Origin of the sequence: Streptomyces sp. NPDC006314 (genome assembly GCF_040613075.1) — a bacterium.
Classification (GTDB): Bacteria; Actinomycetota; Actinomycetes; order Streptomycetales; family Streptomycetaceae; genus Streptomyces.
On record NZ_JBEXRL010000006.1, the window covers coordinates 197433 to 220297 of the forward strand.

At 71.0% G+C, this 22865-nt stretch carries 18 protein-coding genes and 1 pseudogene; 7 read left to right on the plus strand and 12 right to left on the minus strand.

The window, feature by feature from the left end; translation table 11 throughout:
* Positions 1 to 336 precede the first annotated feature (336 nt).
* Genes ABZ079_RS13455 through ABZ079_RS13465 form a run of 3 tightly spaced genes read right to left on the minus strand, consistent with a single transcriptional unit; the run spans position 337 to position 3705 of the window.
* A complete protein-coding gene (locus ABZ079_RS13455; protein WP_356939566.1) occupies positions 337 to 1086 on the minus strand; it encodes a succinate dehydrogenase/fumarate reductase iron-sulfur subunit in 750 nt (249 codons plus the stop codon).
* Positions 1083 to 3032: a fumarate reductase/succinate dehydrogenase flavoprotein subunit gene (locus ABZ079_RS13460; protein ID WP_356939567.1), complete on the minus strand. Its 1950-nt coding sequence runs from the start codon at positions 3030 to 3032 to the stop codon at positions 1083 to 1085. Before ABZ079_RS13460 ends, ABZ079_RS13455 begins: the two co-directional genes overlap by 4 nt.
* A 1-nt stretch (position 3033) precedes the next feature.
* The gene (locus ABZ079_RS13465) at positions 3034 to 3705 is read right to left on the minus strand and encodes a succinate dehydrogenase (protein WP_356939753.1); all 672 of its coding nucleotides are present in this window, start codon (positions 3703 to 3705) and stop codon (positions 3034 to 3036) included.
* A 120-nt stretch (positions 3706 to 3825) separates the two neighbouring features.
* Between ABZ079_RS13465 and ABZ079_RS13470 the strand changes: the two genes are divergently transcribed.
* Positions 3826 to 4710 carry a LysR substrate-binding domain-containing protein gene (locus tag ABZ079_RS13470; protein WP_356939568.1) on the plus strand — a complete coding sequence of 295 codons (885 nt, stop codon included), beginning with the start codon at positions 3826 to 3828 and terminating at the stop codon, positions 4708 to 4710.
* Between the two features lie 151 nt (positions 4711 to 4861).
* On the opposite strand, the gene ABZ079_RS13475 is transcribed toward ABZ079_RS13470, so the two are convergent.
* From ABZ079_RS13475 to ABZ079_RS13490, 4 genes are all read right to left on the minus strand, one after another.
* On the minus strand, positions 4862 to 7006 hold the full coding sequence (locus tag ABZ079_RS13475) for an EAL domain-containing protein (RefSeq protein WP_356939569.1): 2145 nt from the start codon (positions 7004 to 7006) through the stop codon (positions 4862 to 4864).
* Entirely contained in the window at positions 7003 to 7815 is an 813-nt protein-coding gene (locus ABZ079_RS13480; RefSeq protein ID WP_356939570.1) for an SAM-dependent methyltransferase, read from the minus strand. Before ABZ079_RS13480 ends, ABZ079_RS13475 begins: the two co-directional genes overlap by 4 nt.
* Before the next feature lie 277 nt (positions 7816 to 8092).
* Positions 8093 to 9058, minus strand: coding sequence for an SCO0930 family lipoprotein (locus ABZ079_RS13485; protein ID WP_356939754.1), 966 nt, complete (start codon positions 9056 to 9058; stop codon positions 8093 to 8095).
* A 454-nt stretch (positions 9059 to 9512) separates the two neighbouring features.
* Positions 9513 to 9815 carry a hypothetical protein gene (locus ABZ079_RS13490; RefSeq protein WP_356939571.1) on the minus strand — a complete coding sequence of 101 codons (303 nt, stop codon included), beginning with the start codon at positions 9813 to 9815 and terminating at the stop codon, positions 9513 to 9515.
* A 73-nt stretch (positions 9816 to 9888) separates the two neighbouring features.
* Here ABZ079_RS13490 and ABZ079_RS13495 point away from each other — a divergent pair, with 73 nt between their 5' ends.
* Together ABZ079_RS13495 and ABZ079_RS13500 are read left to right on the plus strand one after the other, a co-directional pair.
* Positions 9889 to 10017, plus strand: a complete 129-nt coding sequence (locus ABZ079_RS13495) for a hypothetical protein (protein ID WP_356939572.1) — start codon at positions 9889 to 9891, stop codon at positions 10015 to 10017.
* Positions 10018 to 10049: 32 nt separating this feature from the next.
* Positions 10050 to 10814, plus strand: a complete 765-nt coding sequence (locus ABZ079_RS13500) for a hypothetical protein (protein WP_356939573.1) — start codon at positions 10050 to 10052, stop codon at positions 10812 to 10814.
* 135 nt (positions 10815 to 10949) lie between these two features.
* Here ABZ079_RS13500 and ABZ079_RS13505 read toward each other — a convergent pair whose 3' ends face one another.
* Positions 10950 to 12038 (minus strand): hypothetical protein, encoded by a 1089-nt coding sequence (locus ABZ079_RS13505; RefSeq protein WP_356939574.1) that lies wholly within the window; start codon positions 12036 to 12038, stop codon positions 10950 to 10952.
* Between the two features lie 332 nt (positions 12039 to 12370).
* Here ABZ079_RS13505 and ABZ079_RS13510 point away from each other — a divergent pair, with 332 nt between their 5' ends.
* Complete coding sequence (locus ABZ079_RS13510; protein WP_356939575.1) at positions 12371 to 13045, plus strand: class F sortase; 675 nt, start codon at positions 12371 to 12373, stop codon at positions 13043 to 13045.
* 28 nt (positions 13046 to 13073) lie between these two features.
* Here the strand turns inward: ABZ079_RS13510 and ABZ079_RS13515 are convergent, their stop codons facing one another.
* Both ABZ079_RS13515 and lysX read right to left on the minus strand, forming a co-directional pair.
* The gene (locus tag ABZ079_RS13515; protein WP_356939576.1) at positions 13074 to 13904 is read right to left on the minus strand and encodes a polysaccharide deacetylase family protein; all 831 of its coding nucleotides are present in this window, start codon (positions 13902 to 13904) and stop codon (positions 13074 to 13076) included.
* Between the two features lie 92 nt (positions 13905 to 13996).
* Positions 13997 to 17314 carry a bifunctional lysylphosphatidylglycerol synthetase/lysine--tRNA ligase LysX gene (gene lysX / locus ABZ079_RS13520; protein ID WP_356939577.1) on the minus strand — a complete coding sequence of 1106 codons (3318 nt, stop codon included), beginning with the start codon at positions 17312 to 17314 and terminating at the stop codon, positions 13997 to 13999.
* Between the two features lie 125 nt (positions 17315 to 17439).
* Between lysX and ABZ079_RS13525 the strand changes: the two genes are divergently transcribed.
* Positions 17440 to 17910: a universal stress protein gene (locus ABZ079_RS13525; RefSeq protein ID WP_356939578.1), complete on the plus strand. Its 471-nt coding sequence runs from the start codon at positions 17440 to 17442 to the stop codon at positions 17908 to 17910.
* Here the strand turns inward: ABZ079_RS13525 and ABZ079_RS13530 are convergent.
* The gene (locus ABZ079_RS13530) at positions 17846 to 19087 is read right to left on the minus strand and encodes an MFS transporter (RefSeq protein WP_356939579.1); all 1242 of its coding nucleotides are present in this window, start codon (positions 19085 to 19087) and stop codon (positions 17846 to 17848) included. The genes ABZ079_RS13525 and ABZ079_RS13530 overlap by 65 nt on opposite strands.
* Positions 19088 to 19197: 110 nt before the next feature.
* On the opposite strand from ABZ079_RS13530, the gene ABZ079_RS13535 reads away from it, so the two are divergent.
* A complete protein-coding gene (locus ABZ079_RS13535; protein ID WP_356939580.1) occupies positions 19198 to 20154 on the plus strand; it encodes a LysR family transcriptional regulator in 957 nt (318 codons plus the stop codon).
* A gap of 51 nt (positions 20155 to 20205) precedes the next feature.
* Positions 20206 to 21630: an amino acid permease gene (locus ABZ079_RS13540; RefSeq protein ID WP_356939581.1), complete on the plus strand. Its 1425-nt coding sequence runs from the start codon at positions 20206 to 20208 to the stop codon at positions 21628 to 21630.
* Here the strand turns inward: ABZ079_RS13540 and ABZ079_RS13545 are convergent.
* Positions 21631 to 22760, minus strand: a pseudogene (locus ABZ079_RS13545) (CapA family protein). It abuts the gene before it with no gap.
* Positions 22761 to 22865: the final 105 nt, after the last annotated feature.

Consider the following 22865-nt stretch of genomic DNA (forward strand, 5'->3'; position numbering starts at 1 on the left):
CCTCTCGATGGTTTCCCGCCCGCGCCGGGTCGGCGAGTCGTGACCCGGCTCCGGACGGCGAGCAGAGCGTCCATCTCCAGGGCGAAGGCATCATGCGCCTGTCCTTACGACGCCGGGTGCGCGTGCCCGAGGGCGGGAGAGGGGGTGTGGGTCGCTGAACGGCGTGGGCGGGGACGGAGACCAGACGGGGCCGGAAGGAGCACCTCTCCCGGCCCCGCCCGCCCGCCTTTCTCGGCGAACGATCAGTGCGCCGGCCAAGGGGCGCGGGGCTCGCGCTGAATTTGCGGCTCCGCCGCGTGGGCGCGACCAGCCCCCACGCACCCGCACCCCGACGCGCTACCTCTTCCCCACCTTCCGGGTGGCCCGCAGCCACTCCCGGTTCATGCTCGTGATGGACACCAGCGGAATGCCCTTGGGGCAGGCGGTCGCACACTCACCGGTCAGCGTGCAGCCGCCGAAGCCCTCCTCGTCCATCTGCGCCACCATGTCCAGCACCCGCGTCTCCCGCTCGGGCGCCCCCTGGGGCAGCACGTTCAGATGGTTGACCTTGGCGGAGGTGAACAGCATGGCCGCCCCGTTGGGACACGCGGCCACGCACGCACCGCACCCGATGCACTCCGCGTGCTCGAACGCGAAGTCCGCGTCGGCCTTCGGCACCGGCGTCGCATGCGCCTCCGGCGCGGATCCGGTCGGCACGGTGATGTAACCGCCGGCCTGGATGATCCGGTCGAACGCGGACCGGTCGACCACCAGGTCCTTGATCACCGGGAAGGCGGCGGCCCGCCACGGCTCGATGTCGATGGTGTCACCGTCCTCGAAGGACCGCATGTGGAGCTGGCAGGTGGTGGTGCGCTCCGGGCCGTGCGCGTCGCCGTTGATGACCAGGCTGCACGCGCCGCAGATGCCCTCGCGGCAGTCGTGGTCGAAGGCGACGGGCTCCTCCCCGGCGAGGATGAGCTGTTCGTTGAGGACGTCCAGCATCTCCAGGAAGGACATGTCGGGCGAGATGCCGTCCACCTCGTAGGTGGACATGGCTCCTTCTGCGTCGGCGTTCTTCTGCCGCCAGACGCGCAGGGTGAGCTTCATGCGTAGCTCCGCTGGGTGGGGTGGACGTACTCGAAGGCCAGGTCTTCCCTGTGCAGGACGGGCGCCTCGCCGGTGCCGGTGAACTCCCAGGCGGCGGCGTAGGAGAACGCGTCGTCGTTGCGGGCCGCTTCGCCGTCGGGGGTCTGGGACTCCTCGCGGAAGTGGCCGCCGCAGGACTCGGCGCGATGCAGTGCGTCGAGGCACATCAGCTCGGCGAGCTCCAGGTAGTCGACGATGCGGTTGGCCTTCTCCAGCGACTGGTTGAACTCCTCTCCGGTACCCGGCACCTTGATACGCCGCCAGAACTCCTCGCGGATCTGCGGGATGCGCTCCAGGGCCTTGCGCAGGCCGGAGTCGGTGCGGGCCATACCGCAGAACTCCCACATCAGTCCGCCCAGTTCGCGGTGGAAGGAGTCGGGGGTGCGGTCGCCGCCCACCGCCAGCAGCAGGTTCAGCCGGTCCTCGGTCTCCGCCAACGCCTCCTGGACCACGGGGTGTCCGGCGGTCACCGGCTCCTGGTGCGGATTGCGGGCCAGGTAGTCGTTGATGGTGGCCGGCAGGACGAAGTAGCCGTCGGCCAGGCCCTGCATCAGCGCGGAGGCGCCCAGCCGGTTGGCCCCGTGATCGGAGAAGTTGGCCTCACCGATCGCGAACAGGCCGGGGACGGTGGTCTGGAGGTCGTAGTCGACCCACAGGCCGCCCATCGTGTAGTGCACAGCCGGGTAGATCCGCATCGGCACCTCGTACGGATCCTCGTCGGTGATCCGCTGGTACATGTCGAAGAGATTGCCGTACTTGGCCTCGACGGCCTTGCGGCCCATGCGCTTGATGGCGTCGGCGAAGTCCAGGTACACGCCCTGGCCGCCGGGGCCCACTCCCCTGCCCTCGTCGCAGACGTTCTTCGCGGCGCGGGAGGCGATGTCGCGCGGGACCAGATTGCCGAAGGACGGATAGATGCGCTCCAGGTAGTAGTCGCGCTCGTCCTCGGGGATCTGGTGCGGCGGGCGGTCGTCCCCCTTGGCCTTGGGCACCCAGATCCGGCCGTCGTTGCGCAGCGACTCGCTCATCAGTGTCAGCTTGGACTGGTGGTCGCCGGTGCGCGGGATGCAGGTCGGGTGGATCTGCGTGAAGCAGGGGTTCGCGAAGTAGGCGCCGCGCCGGTGCGCCCGCCAGACGGCGGTCGCGTTGGAGTTCATGGCATTGGTGGACAGGTAGAAGACGTTGCCGTATCCGCCGCTGGCCAGGACGACGGCGTCGGCGAAATACGTATCGATCTTGCCCGTGACGAGGTCACGCGCCACGATCCCGCGGGCCCGGCCGTCGACGACGATCAGGTCCAGCATCTCGGTGCGCGGATGCATCTCCACGTTCCCCGCGGCGATCTGCCGGGACAAAGCCTGGTAGGCGCCCAGCAGCAGCTGCTGGCCCGTCTGGCCGCGGGCGTAGAACGTGCGGGACACCTGCACACCGCCGAAGGAACGGGTGTCGAGCAGGCCGCCGTACTCCCGGGCGAACGGCACGCCCTGGGCCACGCACTGGTCGATGATCTCCACGGAGATCTGCGCGAGCCGGTGCACGTTGGACTCGCGCGCCCGGAAGTCACCGCCCTTGACGGTGTCGTAGAACAGCCGGTGGATCGAGTCGCCGTCGTTGCGGTAGTTCTTCGCCGCGTTGATTCCGCCCTGCGCGGCGATGGAGTGGGCCCGGCGCGGGGAGTCCTGGTAGCAGAACTGGACGACGTGGTAACCCTGTTCGGCCAGCGTGGCGCCCGCGGAGCCGCCCGCGAGACCGGTGCCGACGACGATGATCGTGTGCTTGCGCCGGTTGGCGGGGTTGACCAGCTTCGCCTCGAAGCGGCGCTTGTCCCAGCGCTCGGCGATGGGTCCGGAGGGCGCCTTGCCGTCGACGACCGGCTCTCCGGCTGTGTAGTCCGCGTAGGTAGTCATGTCAGCTCACCACTCCGGTCATGACGCCCACGGGTACGGCGATGAAGCCGGCCGTGAGCAGTAGTGCGAGGACGTCGGCGATGACCTTCAGGGAGCGGTCGCGGGTGCGGCTGCCGACGCCGAGGGTCTGGGCGGCGCTCCAGAAGCCGTGCCGGATGTGCAGTCCGAGCGCGAGCATCGCGGCGATGTAGACGACGTTGCCGTACCAGGTGGAGAAGGTGTCCACGACGTTCTGGTAGGGGTGCCCCTCCTGGAAGCCGTCCGCGTGCACGGTCCCGGTGGTCAGGTCCAGGATGTGCCAGACGATGAACAGGCCGAGGACGATCCCGCCCCAGCGCATGGTGCGGGTCGCGTAGCTCGCCCTGGGCTTGCTGTGCACGTACTTGCTGGGCCGTGCCCTGATGTCGCGGCGGCTGAGCTGGTAGGCGGACGTGGCGTGGGCGACCACGGCGACGACGAGGACGATCCGGATGAGCCAGAGCGTCCACTCGTAGTGCATGAATGGTTCGCCGACCGTGCGCAGCCAGTGCGCGTAGTGGTTGAACTCCCCCGCGCCGAAGAAGATCTTCAGGTTGCCGATGACGTGCGCGACCAGATACAGCAGCATGACCACGCCGCTGACGGCCATCACCGTCTTCTTGCCGACGGAGGAGTCCCACATCGTGCGCGCCATGGACGGCCGTCGGTCCGTCCGCGTTGCCAGAGCCATGGAACAGCACGCTAGGGCCGAAGGACCCGATCGGTCCAAGACATGGTCCGGCTTGTTTCCATAGGCTGGGGCTATCCTGAGAGGGTGCAGTTCCAGCAGCTCCAGTACTTCGTGGCCGTCGCCGAGGCCCGGCACTTCACCCGGGCCGCCGAGCAGGTCCATGTCGCCCAGCCGTCGCTGTCACAGCAGATCAAGGCGCTGGAGCGGGAGCTGGGCGCGGATCTGTTCCTGCGGGCCCGGGGCAACATCACGTTGACCGACGCGGGCGAGGCGCTGCTGCCGCTGGCCCGGCGCATCCTGGCGGACGCGGACACGGCCCGGCACGAGGTGCAGGAGCTGGTGCAGCTGCGCCGGGGACGGGTACGGCTCGGGGCGACGCCGAGCCTGTGCACGGGGCTGCTGCCGGACGTACTGCGCGCCTTCCACGACCGCTATCCCGGCATCCAGCTGCTGATCGAGGAGGGCGGCTCGCACGACCTGGTGCGGGAGCTGGCCCGCGGCGCGCTCGACCTGGCCCTGATCGTGCTGCCGCTGCCGACGCCCGCGCCCGCGCTGACCACGGTGGAGCTGCTGCGGGAGGACCTCGTGGTGGTGTCCTCGCCGGAGGTGCCGGCACCGGGAGAGGACGGCCGGGTGGTCGACATCGGCGATCTGGAGGGTGAGCGCCTGGTGATGTTCCGGCACGGCTACGACCTGCGCGAGCTGACGGTGGCCGCGTGTCGCTCCGCTGGGTTCGAGCCGGATTTCGCTGTGGAGGGGGGCGAGATGGACGCGGTGCTGGGGTTTGTACGAGCCGGGCTGGGCATGGCCGTGGTGCCGCGGATGGTCGCCACCCGGGCCGGGCGAGGTCTGCGGGTCACTCCGCTGGCTCGGCCGGGGTTGCATCGGACGATCGCGTTGGCTCACCGCAGCGATGTGGCTCCGCCTCGCGCGGCTCGGGAGTTGCAGCGGATGTTGCTCGAGCGGTGAGGGCAGGTTGTGCCCGGCCGCGACTGCCACGGTAGCGCCGCGGGAGTACGGGTGCGTCTCGCGCCCACGCGGCGAAGCCGTATGTCCATGCAGCCCCGCACCCTTTCAGGCATTCTCTGCGCCCCCTCCCCATCGAGAGGGCACTCCCTGCTCAGCCCGTCGCGTCGGCCAGAGCCAGGTTGTGCAGCCGTTCCGGTGGTCCCGGTCGTGCGTAGTACCAGCCCTGCGCCGTGTCGCAGCCCAGGACCCGCAACTGCTCGGCCTGGGCGCCGGTCTCCACGCCCTCCACGGTGACCGCGAGGTCGAGGCTGTGGGCGAGGGAGACGATCCCCTCGACGATCTTCAGATCGACCGGATCGGCGGGGAACTGCTGCATGCCCTGGGTGAAGGAGCGATCCAGCTTGAGGACGCTCACCGGCAGGCGGCGGAGGTTCGCCAGATTCGAGTATCCGGTGCCGAAGTCGTCCAGTGCGATGTCGACGCCCATCTCGGCCAGCCGGCGCAGCGGTTTGAGCAGATCGTCGTCGGCGCCGATCAGCGCGGACTCGGTGACCTCCAGACACAGGGCGTCCGGCGCGACGCCCGCGCGTTCGAGGATGTCGACGGTGTCCTGCACCAGACCGGAGTGGCTGAGCTGGACGGGCGACAGGTTGACGTTGATGCGCAGCGGGCCGGCGGCCGTCCCATCGCCGTGCCGTTCTCGCCATGCGCGGGCCTGGCGGATGGATTCCTCCAGGACCCAGCGGCCCAGCGGGACGATCAGGCCCGTGTGCTCGGCGAGCGGGATGAACCGGTCGGGGCCGAGGACACCGTGCTGCGGGTGCAGCCAGCGGACCAGGGCCTCGGCGCCGCGCACACTGCCGTCGCCGAGGTGGACGAGCGGCTGGTACTCGATGAAGAACTCGCCGCGTTCCAGGGCGGTGGGCAGGGCCGTGGTCAGACCGTGGCGGGTGATCGCGCGGGCGTCGGCCTCCGGATCGGCCAGTTCCGAGCGGTTGCCGCCCGCCGACTTGGCCCGGTACATCGTGATGTCGGCGCTGCGCAGGACCTCCGCCGCGGTGCGCTCGCCCGCCGGGCCCTCGACGATGCCGAGGCTGCCGCGGACCATGAGGTCGCGGCCGTCGATGCTGATCGGGGTGACCAGCGCGTTCATGATCCGCTCGGCGAGTTCGTCCACCTTGCGTTCGGTGCCCGGCCCGGTGGTCAGCGCCACGAACTCGTCGCCGCCGAGCCGGGCGACCATCTCGCCGGGCGCGGTCGCGCAGGACTGCAGCCGGTCGGCGACCTCCACCAGCAGCCGGTCGCCGGCCGCGTGGCCGAGGCTGTCGTTGATGGTCTTGAAGCCGTCCAGGTCGAGGTAGCACAGTCCGAAACGCTGGCCCTCGCCGGCGCTCAGGGCCTTCTCCAGGCGCTCGAAGAACAGAGTGCGGTTGGGAAGTCCGGTGAGCGCGTCGTGCGTGGCCTCGTAGCGCAGACGCAGGTTGAGCAGACGGCGCTCGGTGGTGTCCTCCATGAGGGCGAGCTGGTACTGCGGATTGCCGTCGGCGTCGCGCAGCAGGGACACCGTCAGATTGGTCCACAGGACCGTGCCGTCGGGGCGGTTGAACGCCTTCTCCGTGTGGTAGTGCTCGCGCTCGCCGCGGACGAGTTCCTCGTACAGCTTCCAGGTCTGCGGAGCGTCCTCGGGGTGGGTCCAGTCCGGCACCAGGCGGCCGCGCAGGGACTGCTCGGGGAGCCCGAACATGCGCAGCAGTGCCTTGTTGACCTGGAGGACGTTGCCCTCGAGGTCGGCGATGCCGATTCCTATGGCCGCGCCTTCGAAGACCGCGCGGAAGCGGGCCTCGCTGGCGTGCAGCGCCTGCGCCACCACACCCTGGGCCCGCAACGCGGCCTGTGCGATGGCCTGTTGTTCGGCAAGCGTGCGCTCACGCAGGGCTTGCGCGTACCCGGCGGCCATCGCGTGCTGCAACCGCGAGGCGCGCAAGCGCAGTTCGTCCTGGGGGCGGTCCTCGCCGCAGTACAGGGCCAGGTAGGCGTCGACGCAGTCCAGGGTGCGGGTGAGGGCCTCGGGGTCGGTGCAGTGCGCGTCGACCAGCGCGGCACCGACCGCCCTCGCGCCGTCCGCGTCGAACCCGTGCGCCCGCAGCAGCTCGCTCAACCGGTGTGCGAGTGGCAGGAGCCGCTCTTCGAACTCCGCGCGGGTGAGCGACGTCGAGGTCACCGGGAAGACCGCCCGGCTCCAGATCGTCGTCAGCCGGCGCAGTCTGTCCTCCGGCCCGTCCGGCTCCGCGCTCACGCCGTACGCCCCACGCCGGCGAATCCGGAGAAGGCGAACGGATCCTCGTCCTCCGGCGCCGACTCCGGGCGCCAGTGCGGCATCGGCACCAGTCCGGGTTCCACCATGTCGTACCCCTCGAAGAACCGTGCGATCTCGTCACGCGAGCGCATGATCAACGGGTTGCGAATGTCCTTGTACACGTCCACCGCGCCCTCGGCCCGCTCGGCAGGCACCGGGATTCCCTCGTACGAGGCATGGGTGAGGATCAGCAGGCTGCCGGGCGCGAGCGCCTCGCGCAGCTCGGCCACCGCACTGTACGGGTCGTCCGCGTCTTCCACGAAGTGAAGTATGGCAACGAGGAGGAGGGCCACTGGCCGATTCAGGTCGATAAGCCTCTCCAGTTGGGGGCTTGCGAGGATCTCCTGCGGCTTGCACAGATCCGCGGCGACCACGTCCGCGTGGTCGTTGCCCGCCAGGACCGCCTGGCTGTGCGCGACGGCGACCGGGTCGCGGTCGACGTAGACGACATGGGCGCCGGGTGCGACCGCCTGGGCCACCTCGTGCACATTGCCGAAGGCGGGGATGCCGGAGCCGATGTCGAGGAACTGGGTGATGCCCTCCCCGGCCGCGAAACGGACGGCCCGGCGCATGAACGCCCGGTTGGCCTGCATGATCTTCGGCAGGCCCGGCAGGAACTCCATGGCCTTGCGGGCCGCTTCCCGGTCGACCTCGAAGTTGTGCGAACCGCCCAGGTAGTAGTCGTAGATCCGCGAGACGCTGGGCACCGAGATGTCGATGCTCCGTGGGGCCCAGGCAGGACGCTCCATGTATCTCTCCAAGGCGTAAGCGACAGGCGTAGGCGATCCGGTGTTCGAGCAGAGGCTACTGATCGCCTGCCAAAGGAGCGACCTGAAACGGAAATTGACCATCCGTTCCCGGTCACTGCCTGCGGCAAGTGCCCGTATGACCCCGCTGTGTGACGGCTGTGCCGGCACCGGACGGCGTACCACCCATACAACGATCCGCCCCCTCCGTGCGGTGCGGAGGGGGCGGACCTTCGGTCGCGCGCCGGTCGGGCGGGGCGATCGACCCTGGGGAGGTGATCTAGTTGCCCGGCGCGCCGACCGGCTTGCCGTCGGGCGAGACGGCGTACCAGGTGCCGCCCACGCCCTGACCGTTGGTGTCCCCGGGAGCCTTGTCACCGGAGAAGGTGTAGATCGGCCAGCAGTTGACCGTCATCTGCTTCTCTCCGTCGGGCCGGGTGAAGGGCATGAGCCCCTTCTTCTTCACGCCCTCGGTGTCGTCGGCGCTGACCGGGCCGACGGCCGGCCACTTCTCCAGGCACGCGCCGGTGCAGTTGGAGACGGATTTCGGCCAGGCCTCGTCCTTCATGAAGCGGTAGACCGTCCTGCCGTTCTTGTCGACGACGATGTCACCGAGCTTGGGGTCCTTGCGGACGGAAAGTCCCGGCAGGGAGGACAGGGCGGCCTTCTTGCCGTTGGGGGCGAGCGCGAACCACTTGCCGCCAACGCCCTGGCCGTTGACGTCACCGGCGTTGACGTCCTTGGCGTAGCGGTAGGCGGGCCAGCCGCCGACGGTGAGCTGCTTGCTGCCATCGGCACGGGTGACCTCGCCGAGCAGCGCCTTGTCGATGCCGCCGCCGGCGGTGGCGTCGTCGGCGGGCACCGGCGGCCAGGTGGTGGCGCAGTCGCCGTCGCAGTTCGACTTGGGCGGATTGGCGGTGTCCTTGTCGAACCGGTACAGGGTGAGGCCGGAACCGTCGGTCAGCACATTGCCGAGGTCGGGATTGGAGGCCACGGCCAGCTTGCCCGCGGGGGCGGCCTGGGTCGGGGAGCTGGAACTCTGGTTGCCGTCGGCGCCGTAACCGTTGCCCGCGCCGGTCGCGGTTCCGGTGCCCGGATTGCCGTAGTCGCCCGCCGGCGCCGTGGCCCCCACGTTCTGGGCCGACGACGCGGGAGCACCGGCGTTGTCCTGACCGCACGCCGTCGTCAGCGCCAGCACCGAAGCGGCTGTGGCCACCAGTGAGGCGGTCCGCCAGGAGGTCTTCATCGTCAACTCCCCATTATCGCCTGAATATTGCAGCGAGCCCTGCAGCGCCTTGCTGCGCCGCCGCACGGTCATGGGTACGCGGCGGAGGGGCCGCAGCGTTCAACGGAACGGGAAGTTCTTCGGGATTTTCTTTCCGGATGCTGTGGCACGTGCCGCCGGCGGAGACTCGTACGGGCGTACGCAACAGGCCGGTCGGCGTCTTCGGCGTATCAAACCCTTGATCGCACCATGTCCTCCCTTCGGAGCAATCCCGGCGCACTGCGGCGTACGACCACGTTTCCCACCCCATGATCTTCGTCGTGCATGGACCCGAAGTGACCCGATGCGCGCGTGCCACAAGGGCGTTGGCCCTGCTGACGCTGACCTGGGCTCTGGTGGGCTGCCCGGTCGGCAGCGCGTCGGCCGACGCCTGCGCGTCCGCCTCGACGGGCCCGGACGGCACGGTGGCGGTGGCCTACGCCGGCGGCCACCCCTGGCTCTCCCCCGAGCCCTCGACCGCGGTCGGGCACGGGGTACCCGCATCCCCGCCCTGCCCGGAGCCGACCCCGCCGCCGTGCCCGCCCACGCCCACCCCGACGCCGACCCCGACTCCCACGCCACCGCCACCGCCACCACCACCACCACCGCCACCGCCACCACCACCGACGCCGACGCCGACGCCGCGGCCGACACCGAAGCCGACGCCGAAACCCACCCCCATGCCGCAGCCGCCCGCCCGGCCCGCCCCGGCTCCCCCGGCACCCCGGCCGACGCCCACGCCCCCTCCGCCACCGCCGGCACCCAAGCCCCAGCCGACGCCAAAGCCGACCCCGCGGCCGTCGGTGGCCCCGGTGAGCTACCCGGCGTACCACCCCCACCCGGTCAGCCACCACGCACCCGGCCACACCACGCCGGTCACCTACGTCCTGCTCATCACCGTTCCCGCGATCGTCGCCGTGGCGGCGCTGCGCCCGCGCTGACGCGCCGGCCCGCTCACTTCTGGAGGCACCTGTTGTCGGATTGGCTTGTTCTCGTCCTCGCGATGCTGGGGGCGTGTGCGGTGGTGGTGATCGTCACCGTGGTACGGCACAAGAGGGCTCCCGAGGACGAGGACCCCAGCGAGACCCCGGATGTCATCGAGTACATGACGATGTGGATCGGCGTCGTGTACGCCATCGTCCTGGGTCTGGCCATCGCGGGTGTGTGGGAGGCCCGCAGCTCCGCCCAGGACCACGTGCAGTCCGAGGCCCAGGCGCTGCACGAGATCTGGGAGCGGGTCCGGGTCTACCCGCCGGACATCCGTGACCGCGTCCGCGACGATGTCGACGCCTATGCCGGCTACGTCGTGCATACGGAGTGGAAGACGATGGCGCACGACGAGAGCGTCACCGACCGCGGCACCGAACTGCTGCGGAGGGTCCGGCAGGACGTCACCGACTACCAGCCCAGGAGCGACTTCGAGGCGCAGGCCTACCAGCCGCTGCTGGACCAGACGGCCGCCGCCGACCAGGCCCGCAACGCGCGCGCCGACTCCACGGAGCCCACCATGCCGCCGGTGGTGTGGTGGGGGCTGCTCGCAGGCGCGGTGATCACCATCGGCATGGTGTTCGCGCTGCAGATCCGGCGGACGAAACGCGAGTTGGTCCTGGCCGGGCTCTTCTCCGCGACCATCGCCTTCATGCTGTTTCTCATCTGGGACCTCGACGCCCCCTACAGCCGGGGCATCGCGGTGACCGCGGAGCCGTTTCTGAAACTGTTCCCGAACGTCACCGGGTGATCGCGGCGGCGAAGGAGACGTTCCCGCCTGGGCGGCGCACGTGACGGCAGGCCTCGGCCCCGGTTCCCACGAGGTACCGGGGCGGGGCCTTGTGAACGAGTGCCGCGCTGTGCCGTAGGGGCGGCCGCAACGGGCTCAGACGCGCTTCTCGTGCCTGCGGCGCAGCCAGAAGGCGCCGCCGCCGATCACGGCCATGGTCACCAGGCCACCGCCGATGGCCATGTCCGCGGGCGTCGCGCCACTGGACTTGCTGCCGCCGAGGCCGCCCTGCACACCGCCGAGCACGGTGAAGGCCGCCGGACGGGTCAGCGTACGGCCGTCGCAGCGGACGGTGATGTCGTACCGGCCGGGCCGGGCGTCGCGGTCGACGGTGACGACGCCCCGCGCGGTGTCACCGCGGAACGGCGTCAGCGGGGCGGTGCGGAAGGCACGGGAGGTCATCGCGCCGCCTCGGCAACCGTCCACGGTGACGGTGAGCCGGCCCCCGGCGGCGATCACACTGGGCGTGGCGACGATGTTGCGCGGATTGCCGTCGCCGCCCCGGCCGCCGAAGTTGTCGTTGCCCCGGCCCCCGAGGCCGTCGCCACCGCCGAAGCCGTCCCCGCGCCCCCCGAAGTTGTCCCCGCGGCCGAAGTTGTCGTTGCCCCGGCCGTTCCCGTTCCCGTTCCCGTTCCCGTTCCCGTTGCCGTTCCCGTTGCCGTTCCCGTTGCCGAAGCCGTTCCCGCGGCCGTTTCCGTTCCCGAAGCCGTTCCCGTTCCCGAAGCCGTTCCCGTTTCCGTTCCCGCGGCCGTTTCCGTTCCCGAAGCCGTTCCCGTTGCCGTTCCCGAAGCCGTTTCCGTTTCCGTTCCCGTTCCCGTTTCCGAAGCCGTTCCCGTTTCCGTTCCCGAAGCCGTTCCCGTTGCCGAAGCCGTTCCCGTGGCCGTTGCCGTTCCCGAAGCCGTTCCCGTTGCCGTTCCCGAAGCCGTTCCCGTTCCCGTTCCCGAAGCCGTTCCCGTTGCCGTTCCCGAAGCCGTTCCCGTTCCCGTTGCCGTTGCCGAAGCCGTTCCCGGCCCCGTTCCAGTTGCCGTTGCCGGTGATGGCGCCGGTGCCCGGGACGATGACGGTGGTGTCGGTGTTGCTCGGCCCGCCCCCGTTGCCCATGCCGTCCGCGACGGCCACGGGGGCGGCGAGCCCGAACACGGCGACCGCGGTGCACGCGGCCGCCAGGGCACGTTGGTTTCGCATGTGATCCTCCGCGGGAGGCGCCCGGGTCCCGTCCCCGGTCGATCGGCGAGAAAACACCTCCCGGGAAGACCCTCAGACGCCCGGAACACGCCCGCATGTTGAGAATGGTCCGTCCTGGTGAGGCAACACGCCGAACGAAAACCACACAATCGGATATTGCCGCAGGTCACGGACCGTCAGAAAATTCCTGAAGGCTGCAACTCGGATGGCGCACCGGGAAAGCGACGGGCCACCCGTTCGCCGGTTGCCCCGTCGCCCGTCGCGCGCGCGGGACTTAGCGTTTTCCCATGCGCGACGGACGTGGTGACGGCCGCGTAGAGAGGGGATGACGAATGTTGGCGTCCGAGCTTTCCGAGCTTGCCGAAGAGGAGGAGCGGCGGAAGAAGCGTGCCCCCTGGGGCGTGATAGCGCTTGTTCTGCTGACCGGCCTGGCGCTCATTCGGAATGGTTCGGGGGAGTTCGACGTCGGCCCCCCGCAGCCGGCGTCGGCGGCGGCACCGGACAGCCGCGCCACCCCTGACACCGTCCCCGCCGCCGCGCCCGCCTCGCTGCCGTTCTCCGCCGTCGACCGGGTCCGGATCCCCGCGATCCAGGTCGACGCCCCGGTCATGCCGGTGGGGCTGGACGCGAACGGCTGGGTCGGCGCGCCACCGCCGGAGGACCCCAACCTGGCGGGCTGGTTCACCGGTGCGGTCTCCCCCGGCGAGAAGGGCACCGCCGTCGTCGTCGGCCACGTCGACAACACGAAGGGCCCCGCCGTGTTCTACGGCCTCGGGGCCCTGAAGAAGGGGAACCGGGTCGAGATCCTGCGCAAGGACGGAAAGACCGCGGTGTTCGAGATCTACGGGGTCGAGGTCTTCGAGAAGAGCAATTTCCCCGGCGACCGGGTGTACGGCTCGAAGGGAACTCCCGAACTCCGGGTCATCACCTGTGGTGGCGGTTTCTCGAAGCAGAACGGCTACGACGGCAATGTCGTCGCCTTCGCCCGCCTGACCACGGTCGCCTGAGCGCGTGACCGGGCGGGCGAGAGCCTGGTCATACACGGCGGCGCGGCACGGTGAGGTGGTATCCGGAGTCGATCAGATAGGGCAGCCATTCACGGATCGCCCGGACGGTTTGCGAACGGTCGCCTCCGGCGTCGTGGGAGAGCACCACGACCCCGGGGGCGGCACCGCTCTCCACGATGTCGACGATGGTGCTCGTGCCGGGCTCCTCCCAGTCCGTGGTGTCGACGGTCCAGGCCATCGGCTCCATCCCCATCTCGGCGCCCAGTTGGAAGGCGGCCCTGTTCCAGGCGCCGTAGGGTGCGCGGAACCACTGGGGGCGCTCGCCGTAGGCGTCCTCGATGACCTCGGTGGTGCGCTCCATCTCGGAGCGGATCTCCCCGCGGTCGAGGGTCGTCAGCAGCGGATGGGTCCAGGTGTGGTTGCCGACGACGTGGCCCTCGTCGGCCATACGGGCCAGCAGGTCCTTGTTGTCGACGGCCATCTCGCCGCACACGAAGAACATCGCCCGGACGTCGTACTTGGCGAGGGTGTCCAGGATGTGCGGGGTGTACTCCGGGTGGGGGCCGTCGTCGAAGGTCAGCACCATGCGCCGGCCGCGCCCGGAGACCCGCAGGATGGGTGCCTCGCGCACCTTGAGCTTCCGGGGCGCGGCGCGTGGGGGTCCGTATCCGGTGAGCGGCTGGAGCCGGAAGGCGGAGGACTTGAGCGCCTGGCGGGCCTGCGGACCGGCGACGGGGGCGGCGGTCCGTGCGGTCTCCTCGTCGCCTGCCAGGATGACTCCGGCGGTGCCCGCGGCTCCCACGGCTGCGGCGCCGGCGAGGAGCATCCGGCGCCGCGTGAACAACTGATCCTTCTGCATGACTCATCAGTCGCCCCGTCAGGCTCCGGCGCACCGCAACGGCACCGGTGCGGCGGCGTGAATGCACCCGAACGGCGGAGTCGGAGAAGGTTTCAGCGGCGGCGCACGAGTGGGAACGGCAGCGTCTCGCGGATCGTCAGGCCGGTGAGGAACATGACCAGCCGGTCGACTCCGACGCCGAGTCCGCCGGTCGGGGGCATGGCGTATTCGAGGGCCTCCAGAAAGTCCTCGTCCAGCTCCATGGCCTCCGGGTCGCCGCCGGCGGCCAGCAGCGACTGCTCGGTGAGCCGCCGGCGCTGTTCGACGGGGTCGGTCAGCTCCGAGTAGGCGGTGCCGAGTTCGGTGCCGAAGGCGACGAGGTCCCAGCGTTCGGCGAGCCGCGGGTCGGTGCGGTGCTGCCGGGTGAGCGGGGAGACGTCGGTCGGGAAGTCCTTGTAGAAGGTGGGCAGCCGGGTCCGCTCCTCGACGAGCCGCTCGTACATCTCCAGCACGACGTCACCGGGCCCGTCGTCGGCGGTGTACGGCACGCCCGCGCGGTCGCACAGCCGGTGCAGCCGCAGCAGTTCGGCGCCGGGACCGATCTCCTCCCCCAGCGCCTCGGAGATCGCGCCGTAGACGGTCTTGACCGGCCACTTCCCGGAGATGTCGTACTCCTCGCCGCCCTTGCGGGCCACCGGGGAGCCGAAGGCGGCGGTCGCCGCCCCCTGGATCAGCTCGCGGACGAGGTCGAGCATGACGTCGTAGTCGGCGTGGGCCTGGTAGGCCTCCAGCATCGTGAACTCGGGGTTGTGCTTGTAGGAGACGCCCTCGTTGCGGAACGTGCGGCCCAGCTCGAAGACCTTCTCCAGGCCGCCGACGCACAGCCGCTTCAGGTACAGCTCGGGGGCGATCCGCAGATACAGGTCGAGGTCGTAGGCGTTGATGTGGGTGGTGAAGGGGCGGGCGTTGGCGCCGCCGTGGATCTGCTGGAGCATCGGGGTCTCGACCTCGAGGTAACCGCGCTCCAGCAGGCCCTGGCGGAGGGCCTGTACGGCGGCGGAGCGGGCGCGGAGCACGGCGCGGGCGTCGGGGCTGGTGGCGAGGTCGAGGTAGCGGCGGCGGACCTTGGCCTCGGGGTCGGTGAGGCCGCGCCGCGCGCCGGGACGGGGGTCCCCGCTGATTGAGTGAAGCCGAAAGCTCGGGGGAGGGCGCAGGCATTTGCCGGTGAGCTGCCAGGAGGTGACGAAGACGGTGGGTTCGCCCTTGTCGCTCAGCCGCGAGTGGCCGGTGGCGGTGATGTGGTCGCCGATGTCGGTGTCCGCGGTGAAGCGGTCCAGGGCGGTGCCGGCGCCGTCGCGGGTGAGGGCGATCTGGTGGTCGCCGGACCAGTCCCGCAGCATGGCGAAGACGATGCCGCCGAAGTCGCGGACCAGCATGACGCGTCCGGCCACGGTGACGTCCTCGTCGGGCGGTACGTCGGCGAGGGCGTGGGTGGGGGCGGGGACGCCGACGGGGTAGGGGTCGGTGCCGGTGGCGCGCAGCCGGTCGAGCGTGCGGTGCCGGACGCGGACCTGGTCGGGCAGGCCCGCGTCCGGGGCGGCGGGCCCGGCCTGGTCCCCTCCGTCGAGGCCGAGCGCCGTCAGGGACGGCAGCCCTTCCGTGGTGGCGGGCCGCTGCCCGGTCTTCGGGTGCCCCTTTCCCCAGAGTTTGTGCAACGAGGGTACGGACACGAAGCCTTCGGCGATGCCGGAGGCGAGGCCGATGCGGGCCAGGGAGGCGGTGTCGCCGTAGCAGATGAAGCGCGGGTACCACTCGGGGTGGTACTTGGCGTTGGAGCGGTACAGCGCCTCCAGTTGCCACCAGCGGGAGATGAACAGCAGCAGGCGGCGCCAGAGCCGCAGGACGGGACCGGCGCCGATGCGGGCGCCTTCCTCGAAGACGGACCGGAAGACGGCGAAGTTCAGGGAGACTCTGCGCACCCGCAGTCTGGGGGCCGCGGCGCACAGTTCGGCCACCATGAACTCCATGACTCCGTTGGGGGCGGCGCGGTCACGGCGCATCAGGTCCAGGGAGACGCCGTCGCGGCCCCAGGGGACGAAGGAGAGCAGCGCGAGGAGCCGGCCGTCCTCACCGAGGGCCTCCACGAGCAGGCAGTCGCCGTCGGCGGGGTCACCGAGCCGGTCCAGGGCCATGGAGAAGCCGCGTTCGGTCTCGGTGTCGCGCCAGGCGTCGGCCTTGTCGACGATCTCCTCCATCTCCCGTTCGGTGAGGGTGGCGTGGCGGCGGATGCGGCAGGTGGCACCGGTGCGGCGGACCCGGTGCACGGCCTGCCGGGTGACGCGCATGTCCCGGCCCTTCAGGTCGAAGGAGGCGACGTGCACGATCGCTTCGTCACCGATGTGCAGGGCGCCGAGGCCGGCGCGGGCGCAGGCGCGGGCACCGTCCTCGGAGGCGCCCATCACCGCGGCCGCCCAGGCGTGGCGGCGGGCCACGTCCAGCCAGGCCCCGATGGCGTGCGGCCAGGCCTCCGGGTCGCCCACGGGGTCGCCGCCGGCCAGGCACACCCCGGCCTCGACACGGTAGGTGACGGCGGCCTTGCCGCTGGGCGAGAAGACGACGGCCTTGTCGCGGCGGGTGGCGAAGTAGCCGAGGGAGTCCCGTTCGCCGTAGGCCGCGAGGAGGGCGCGGATGCGGGCCTCCTCGTCGCCGTGCAGGGCGGCCTCCAGGCGCTGGGACCGGAACAGCGTGGCGGCTGCGTTCAGCAGCGCGATCGCGCCGAGCAGGCCGAGCAGGAAGGTGACCTCGCGCGGCGGCCGGCCGTCGAAGGAACTGTCCGAGACGAGCCCGCCGCACGCCCGGTCGGCCGCCCAGGCCAGGTGCCGGCCCTCGGGCAGGGAGCCGGGGAACAGCGAGACCAGGCCCCAGCCCAGCAGGATCGCCACGGTGAGACCCGCCAGCAGCACGCCCAGCGCCCGCCGTACGGCTCCGCGACGGGAGGCGGCGTAGAACTCCCCGCGGGCCACGACGAGCAGGAGCAGCAGTAGCGCGCACAGCGCCAGGGACGGCAGCGACTCGGCGTACGGGCCGAGGGCCACGCCGAGGATGTCGTCGAGGACGAGCAGGCCGAGGTAGACGACGACCAGCCACCAGGCGATCTTCTTGCGGGCCGCTGTGGCGCCGGCCAGCAGGAAGAGGAAGACGGCGTAGGCGAGGTTGGCGCTGATCGGGACCAGGAGCAGGTCGAGGGCGCGGACGGCCGGTCGGAGCAGGCGGCGCAGCGGGGCGATGAACGCGAGCAGGGCGCACAGCAGGCCGAGCGCGGCGAAGAGCGCCGCGAAGGCCTCTGGTACCCAGCCGAGGCGCCCGCCGGCGGGAGGGCGTACAGGTGCCGTGGCGTCCCTCCGTTCGGCGGGCTCCGCGGTGGCAGTCATGGTTCCGACTGTAGGAAGCGGCCGGGCGGTCCGCCCGTCGAGACGGTGCCGGGTGCCGGGCGCGGGATGCGGCGGGCGGCCCCCGCATCGCGGCTGGAACCACCGGCTCCGATAGCCTCACGGCCGTGACGGAACAGCACGGGCGGCATTTCCATCGGTTCGAGCGGGGGACGGACGGGCCGAAGGTCATCCTGGTCGGGGTGGACGGCTCCGACTCCTCGCTGCGTGCCGCCGCCTACGCGGGCGGCCTGGCCCGGCGGCAGCACGCGCTGCTGGCCGTGGTGTACGTGCAGCCGGTGCTCGCGGCCGGGGCGGCGCTCGGTGCGCCGGTGGCGGAGACGGCCGACGAGATCGCCGAGGACCTGATCGCGCAGATCCGGGAGGCGGCGGAGCGGCTCAAGGGCTTGTTCGAGCTGCGGTGGGAGTTCCATACCTTCCGCGGCGACCCTTACAACGGCCTGGTGAAGGCGGCCGACGAACTCGAGGCGGACGCGGTGGTGGTGGGCGCCTCCGAGCAGGCCGGGCACCGGATCATCGGCTCGGTGGCGGTCCGGCTGGTGAAGGCTGGGCGCTGGCCGGTGACGGTCGTTCCGTAGGGCGGCGCAGGAGCAGCGGGGTCGCCAGCAGCAGCGCTCCGGCCAGCGCGAGCGCGGTGCGCGGGCCGGTGAGGGCCGCCAGCAGGCCCCACAGGGCGGTCAGGGTGGCGGTGACGGCCTTGCCGGTGACCGACCAGGCGGCGAGGGTACGGGCCACCCGGTCTGTCGGGGTCAGGTCGAGGCGCTCGGTGGCGAGGACGGGGTTGAACACCCCCGCGCAGGTGATCAGGCCGGCCTCGACCGCCATCACCAGCAGCAGGCCGGGGACGCCGGGGCGGACGAAGGCGAGTCCGAGCGGCCAGATCGCGCGCAGTGTGCCGGCGGTGAGCAGGACCCGGCGGCGGCCGTGCCGGGTGGCGAGCGGGCGGGCCAGCCGGGAGCCGAGCAGTCCGCCGAGGCAGGGCAGCGCGAAGGCGAGGCCGTACTGCCAGGGCGCGAAGCCGAGCGGGCCGAGCATGAGGACCGAGAGCACCGGCGAGGTGGCCATGACCAGACCGTTGACCAGCACCACGTTGAGGAACAACGGGCGCAGGGCGGGGCTGGTGAGGAGGTGCCGCCAGCCGTCGAGGAGGTCGCCGGCACGAGGCGCGGCGGTCCGCTCCGGGTGCGGCTCGTCCCCGCCGATGGCGCGGATGCCGAGGGCTGAGAGCAGATAGCTGACGGCGTCCGCGGCCACCGCGGTCATCGGTCCGAGCAGGCCGACCGCGGCTCCGCCGAGTGGGGGTCCGAGCACGAGGGCGGTCCAGTTCGTGGACTCGAACCGGCTGGTGGCGGTGAGCAGTCCCGAGGACGGCACGAGGGCCTTGAGGTAGGCGCCGGAAGCGGCGGTGAAGGTGATGTCGGCCGCCGCGACCACCATGGACACGGCCAGCAGCTGCCCGAAGCCGAGCAGTCCGAGCGCATAGGCGGCCGGAAGCGTGAGCAGCGAGGCACAGCGCACGAGGTCCGCCGTGATCATCACCGGGCGCTTGCGGCGGAATTCCACCCAGGGCCCGAGGGGTACGGTGGCCACCGCGCCGACGGCCACTCCGGCGGAGGCGAGCAGCGACACCTCCGCGGATCCGGCGTGCAGCACGAGGACGGCGATCAGCGAGAAGGCGTCGAAGGCGAGCCAGGTACCGAAGGTGCTGACGCCGTACGCGGCCCACAGCCATCCGAAGCGACGCCCCAGCTTCATCCCCGACCTCTCGTTGACCCGGGACATGTAAACCAGCAGGCCCGGCCGGGAGCAAACAACCGCAGGGGCGCCAGCCACAACCATCGGTTGTACGGGGATAGGCTGACGGCGTGGACCTCAAGGCCGTGCGCACCTTCGTCGCCGTGGCGGACAGTGGGCAGTTCCAGGTCGCCTCGGCCGTCCTGGGCATCACCCAGCAGGCCGTCTCCAAGCGGATCGCGGCCCTGGAGAGGGACCTCGGGGTACGGCTGTTCAACCGGACGGCGCGCGGGGCGGAGCCGACCATCGACGGGCAGGCGTTCCTGCCGCACGCGCGGGAGCTGCTGCTGGCCGAGGAGCGGGCCGCGGCCTCGGTGCGGCCGGGACGGCGCGCACTGCGCGTCGACGTGATCGGGCCATGGCTGGCTCCCGCGGCCCTGCTGCGGGAGTTCCACGAGGCGCGTCCCGGCACGGACCTGGACGTCGTGACCCTCTTTGACGCGGACATGGCCGTGGCCGCCGTGCGCTCCGGCACCATCGACGCGACCTTCCGCGCGGTCACCATGCCCGGCCGGCGGCTTCCCGATGGGCTGGCGGCGGACCCGGTCCTGGACGAGCCGTTGCAGTTGCTGACCGGGCCCGGGCACGCGCTCGCCGGGGCCCGCTCGGTGACGCCGGCGCAGCTCGCCGGGCACCGGATCTGGATGCCGGGCATCGTGGACGGCACCGAGTGGGCCGCCTACTACGCCGCCCTGGCCGCCGGGTTCGGGCTGACCATCGACTCCGTGGGCCCGAACTTCGGCACCGAGGCGCTCCTGGACGCGGTCGCGGACTCGGCCTCGCTAGCCACCTTCGTCGGCGAGCGCACCCGGCTCGTCTGGCCCGCCGAGCACGATCTGCGGCGGATCCCGCTCACCGATCCGACGCCGGTGTATCCCCACTCGCTGGTGTGGGACGCGGCCAACGCCCATCCCGGGCTCGCCGCCCTGCGCACCCACCTCACCGCCCGGTCGCCGGCCCGTCCCGCGTCCCGTACGTGGACACCGGCCTGGGCTGTGCGTGGCGTCTTCCGTCCGGGGCGCGCCTGAGACATCATGATCCGCCGTCAGCCGTTTGCCGTCGGTGAAGAGGTGAGGCGCGTGGCCAGACTCGGTACGGGTGAGGGGATTCTCCGCCGCAAACCCATTGAACACATCGACGAGACAGAGCTCGGCGAGGGCACCCGCCTGGACAGGTCGCTGGGACTCTGGCAGCTCACCGCGATCGGCGTGGGCGGCATCATCGGCGCGGGCATCTTCACGCTGGCCGGCACGGTGGCCAACGGCACCGCCGGGCCCGCGGTGCTGGTGTCGTTCCTGATCGCCGGTCTCGCGAGCGCCTGTGCGGCCCTGTCGTACGCCGAGTTCGCGGGACTGATCCCGAAGGCCGGTTCGGCGTACACGTACGGCTACGCGGTGCTCGGCGAGTTCGCCGGCTGGTTCATCGGCTGGGACCTGCTGCTGGAGTACACGGCCATCGTGGCCGTGGTGGCCATCGGCATCTCCGGTTACTTCGGCTTCCTGGTCGAGGCGATGGGCGCGAACCTGCCCGACTGGATGCTGGGCGCGCCCGGCACCGGTGCGGGCCACCGGGTCGATCTGTTCGCGGCCGTACTGTGCCTGCTGATCGCCTGGCTGCTGAACCTGGGTATCCGCGCCGCGGCCCGCTTCGAGACGTTCGTGGTGGCACTGAAGGTGCTGGTGGTGCTGGTGGTGATCGGGGTGGGCGTGTTCCACATCAGCACGGCGAACTATCACCCGTTCTTCCCGTTCGGCGTCAGCGGGGCGTTCACCGGTGCGGCGACGGTGTTCTTCGCGGTGTTCGGCTACGACGCGATGTCGACGGCGGCGGAGGAGTCGAAGGACGCGCAGCGGCACATGCCGAAGGCGATCCTCTACTCGCTGGCCATCTCCATGGTGCTGTACGTGGCGGCCTGCCTGGTGCTGACGGGCATGCAGAACTACAAGCAGATCGACCCGGAGAGCGGCTTCTCCACGGCGTTCAAGTCGGTGGGGCTGAACGCGCTCGCGGACGTGATCGCCGTGGGTGCGATCATCGGCATCCTCACGGTGATGTTCACGTTCATGCTGGGCGTGACCCGGGTGTGGTTCTCGATGTCCCGTGACGGGCTGCTGCCCACGTGGTTCGCCAAGACGCATCCGACGCGGCACGTGCCGACCCGAGTTACCTGGATCGTGGGGGTGGCGTCGGCCGCGATCGCCGGGTTCGTCCCGATCGGGCAGGCGGCGGAACTCACCAACATCGGCATCCTGCTGGCGTTCGTGGTGGTGTGCGCGGCGGTGATCGTGCTGCGCTACCGGCAGCCCGAGCTGCCGCGCACCTTCCGCACGCCCGGGATGCCGTTCGTACCCGCGCTCGGTGTCGTCTTCTCGGTCTGGCTGATCACGTTCCTGCAGTGGCAGACCTGGGTGCGGTTCGCGGTGTGGTTCGCCATCGGGTGCGTGATCTACTTCGGCTACTCCTACCGGCGCTCGGCGCTCGCCCCGCGGCAGCCCGCCGAGTGATCACTCCCCCATGACCAGGCCGTCATCGGCGGCTCCGCGGCTGAGGACCACGTCCTTGATCCGGTCGCGGACGTTCTCCAGTTGGGCGCCCTGGGCGATCGCCCGGTTGAGGTCGAGGACCCGGCCGGCGTCGAGGTCGTACAGCTGCGGGACGAACTCGGCCTTGGCGACCTGCCAGCGGCCTCCCTGCCTGACCGGCGGCGCGAAGGTGAAGCGGCCGAGGGTGGACTCGTTGCCGCGCCGGTCCTGGACGCCCTGGTCGTTGTACATCTCTCCGGCGATCTGGTCACCCATGCCGTAGACCACCCAGGTGCCGTTGACCTTCTCGTACGCCTGCGGGACGTGGGCGTGGGTGCCGAGGATCAGGTCGATGTCCGGCCGGTTGTGCGTCGCCGAGGCGGTGAGCCGCTGGGCGAGGGTGAGCTGGAGCTGGTCGGGCTCTTCCCGCCATTCGGTGCCCCAGTGCACGGAGACCACGACGACGTCGGCGCCGGCCTGCCGGGCGGCGCGGGCGTCGGCGATCATCCGGTCCGGCTCGATCAGGTTGACGGCCCAGGGCTGTCCGGACGGCAGCGGCTTGCCGCGGGTGCCGAACGTGTAGGACTGGTGCGCGACCCTGGCCGGGCCCGCCCGGAGGATCGTGACCGAACGGGCCTCGGCCCCGCTGCGGGCGGTTCCGGCGTGTCCGAGGCCCGCCTCGTCCATGGCGTCGAGGGTGCGCCGGATGCCCCGGGCGCCGTCGTCCAGGGCGTGGCTGGAAGCGGTGGAGCAGCCGTGGTAGCCGGTCGCGGCGAGGCCCCGGGCGATCTGCGGCGGGGACTTGAAGGTGGGAGAGCCGGAGTAGTCGCCGTCGGCGCCGAAGACGGTGTCCATGTGACACAGCGCCAGATCGGCCTGGGAGACGACCGGTTCGACCCCGGAGAGCATGGGCCGGAAGTGTCGAAGTCCGCCCGGTCGATCACGGAGTTGTGCGGCAGGACGTCGCCGGAGGCGACGAGGGTGAAGCCGCGGGCGGCGGAGGCGGCGGGCCCCGGGTGCTTGGACTCCTGCCGCTCCTGGTTCTGGCAGGCGGCCGCCGCCGCGAGGAGGGCGGTCAGGGCCAGGGCCAGTTGCTGCCTGCGTCCGATCATCAGCTCACCCCAGGATCTTCGTATTTACAGACAAAGCCATGACGGGCATATGGGTACGAATCTGACTCTCCGCGTAAACGGCCCAGGCGGTCTCATTAACCCGTC